A 2,481-nucleotide genomic window follows, 5' to 3' on the forward strand; every position below is an offset into this window, starting at 1 on the left:
GGCATGCCCTATGGCGGGCCGCTGTTCTTCACCCATTACTCCTTCCTCGGCCTCGATCCGCGCGGCCTGTAGGACCAGTATGCCGATTACTGGGAACAGAACCGCCGGCACACGCTGATCAACTACGAGCATTGCGTTCGCAACCCGAACCAGTTCAAGGGCTACGGGCCGGATTGCTGGGGCCTGACCGCCAGCGACAACCCGACCGGCTATTCCGCGAACGCACCGGACAGCGACATCGGCGTCATCTCCCCGACCGCGGCGCTGTCGGCGATGCCCTATGCGCCGGAACAGTCGATGCGGGCGCTGCGGCATTTCTATGAAAAACTCGGCGACAGGATCTGGGACCGCTTCGGCTTCGTCGACGCCTTCTCGGAACAGGCCGGCTGGGCCGCCGACACCTATCTCGCCATCGACCAGGGCCCGATCGTGGCGATGATCGAGAACCACCGCAGCGGCCTGCTGTGGAAGCTGTTCATGGGCATCCCGGACATCCAGCAGGGCCTGCGCAAGCTCGGCTTCGACAGCCCGCATCTGGCCCGAGGATAGCCCCGGATTGTCATGCCCGGGCTTGACCCGGGCATCCAGAGTGTCGGCATCTTCTGGATTGCCGGGTCGATCCCGGCAATGACATTAATAAGTTAGCGTACGTTCCTCGCTTTAAGTCTTAACGGGAGTTGCTGCTGATGCCGGTGCCGTCTGGTTCGATGGGCCGCAACCTCCCGGAGTGGCTCGACCGGCAATACGCCGTCTCCGCCCGCAACCTGACGCTCGGCGTCTCCGCCACCCATCTGGTGAAGGAACGCCCGCCGTTCCGCCAGCGCGTCGTGCCGAAGCCCGGCTCGGTGGTGGCGACGGCGGTCATGGGCGCCTACGACCCCGATCCCGACTATTTCTTCCACTGGTTCCGGGATTCGGCGCTGGTAATGGATGCGCTGCGGATCGTCATCGCCGACGGCACTAGGTCCGCCACGGACACCGGCCTGATCCGCGACTTCATCCGCTTCAGCCTGGATCTGCGCGGCCTGACCGGCGCCGCTGTACTCGCCGCGGGCGACCCGAAGCGAGGTGTCGACCCTGCCTTCGTCCAGCATGTCCGCGCCGATGCCGACCTGCGCGGCGTCGCGGGCGACCGTATCTGGGGCGAGGTCCGAATCAATCCGGACGGCACGCTGGACACGCTGAACTGGTCGCGGCCGCAGCATGACGGGCCGGCGCTGCGCGCCCTGACCCTGCTGCGCTGCCTGAATGGCGCCAGCCTGGATGATGCTGGCCGGGCGGCAGCGGCCGAGTTGCTGCGCATCGACCTGGCCTTCGTCCTGGCGCATCACCGCGAGCCGAGCTTCGAGATCTGGGAAGACAGCCTGGGCCACGACTATTACACCCAGGCCGTGCAATGCGCCGCGCTGCGACAAGGGGCCGGCTGGCTCGCGGCGCAGGGTGACACCGACGGCGCGGAACGCTGCCGCCAAGCGTCCGAGGCATTGGCAGTGGCCCTGGATGGTCACTGGCAGGCCGAGGCCGGCGCCTATGCCAGCCTGCTGCCGGCCACGGCCGATGCGCCGCGCCGCGACCTCGACATCGCCGTGATCCTCGGCGTGCTGCATGCCGGCCTGCCCGACGGGCCGCACAGCGTGCTAGACCCGCGCGCCCAGGCGACGCTGGCGGCGCTGGAGGACCTGTTCGCCGGGCTGTACCCGATCAATGCCGACCGCCCGGCCGGCCAGGCTCCGGCGCTGGGCCGCTATCGCGAGGACCATTATTACGGCGGCGGCGCCTGGTACATCGCCACCCTGGCCGCGGCCGAGTTCCATTTCCGCCTCGCCGCCGCCGTGGCGGCGGGTGTGCCCTTCGCGCTGACGGACGTCAATCGCGGCTTCTTCGCCCGTGCGCTGGGCACCACCGAAGAGGCGACCGGCGGCAGGCGGCTGGCCGAGGCCTTCCTGGCCCGCGGCGACGCCTTCCTGGCGGCAGTGCAGGCCTATACCCCCGCCGATGGCGCCCTGTCCGAGCAGGTCGACCGGACCACCGGGACCCAGACTTCGGCCAAGCACCTGGGCTGGAGCTACGCCGGCTTCATCACCGCGATGGCGGCCCGGCGAGAAGCGATAGCGGCGATCTGATCGCCGGCCTCACCAACCCTTCGCCGTCATCGCGAGCCCGAAGGGCGTGGCGATCCAGAATTGCCGCCGCCTGCGCGGTTTGCGCCGCCAGGGCCGGATTGCGTCGCTGCGCTCGCGATGGCGATGTGGGGTGGTCGAGCAGTATTATCCCTCGACTCATTGTTCCCTTTATGTTCTCATCAAGGGATGAAACACACAGCGCCCACGCCCCAGACATCCACCGCCGGATCCCCGGCGGCGGAGGTGTTTGCGCAGGAGTGGACGCTGCTGTCGGAGATGGAAGCGCTCAGTGGCGAGCTGGCCCGGGCGTTCAAGGTCAGGAGCCTCGCGGCCCTCAAGGTTGACGACGACGCCAAGG

General features: G+C 68.2%; 1 protein-coding gene and 1 pseudogene. Both read left to right on the plus strand.

What is annotated here, in order from left to right; genetic code table 11:
- Nucleotides 1–84: 84 nt before the first annotated feature.
- Nucleotides 85–549, plus strand: a pseudogene (locus AC3XYG_RS22435) (glucoamylase family protein); the annotation flags it as partial.
- 137 nt (nt 550–686) lie between these two features.
- Nucleotides 687–2,123, plus strand: coding sequence for a glycoside hydrolase family 15 protein (locus tag AC3XYG_RS22440; protein ID WP_489142086.1), 1,437 nt, complete (start codon nt 687–689; stop codon nt 2,121–2,123).
- Nucleotides 2,124–2,481: the final 358 nt, after the last annotated feature.

This window comes from Inquilinus sp., assembly GCF_057815775.1.

Bases quoted from the DNA above. Each gene is read 5' to 3' on its own strand.
- AC3XYG_RS22440 (WP_489142086.1), top strand. From the start codon at position 687: ATGCCGGTGCCGTCTGGTTCGATGGGCCGCAACCTCCCGGAGTGGCTC.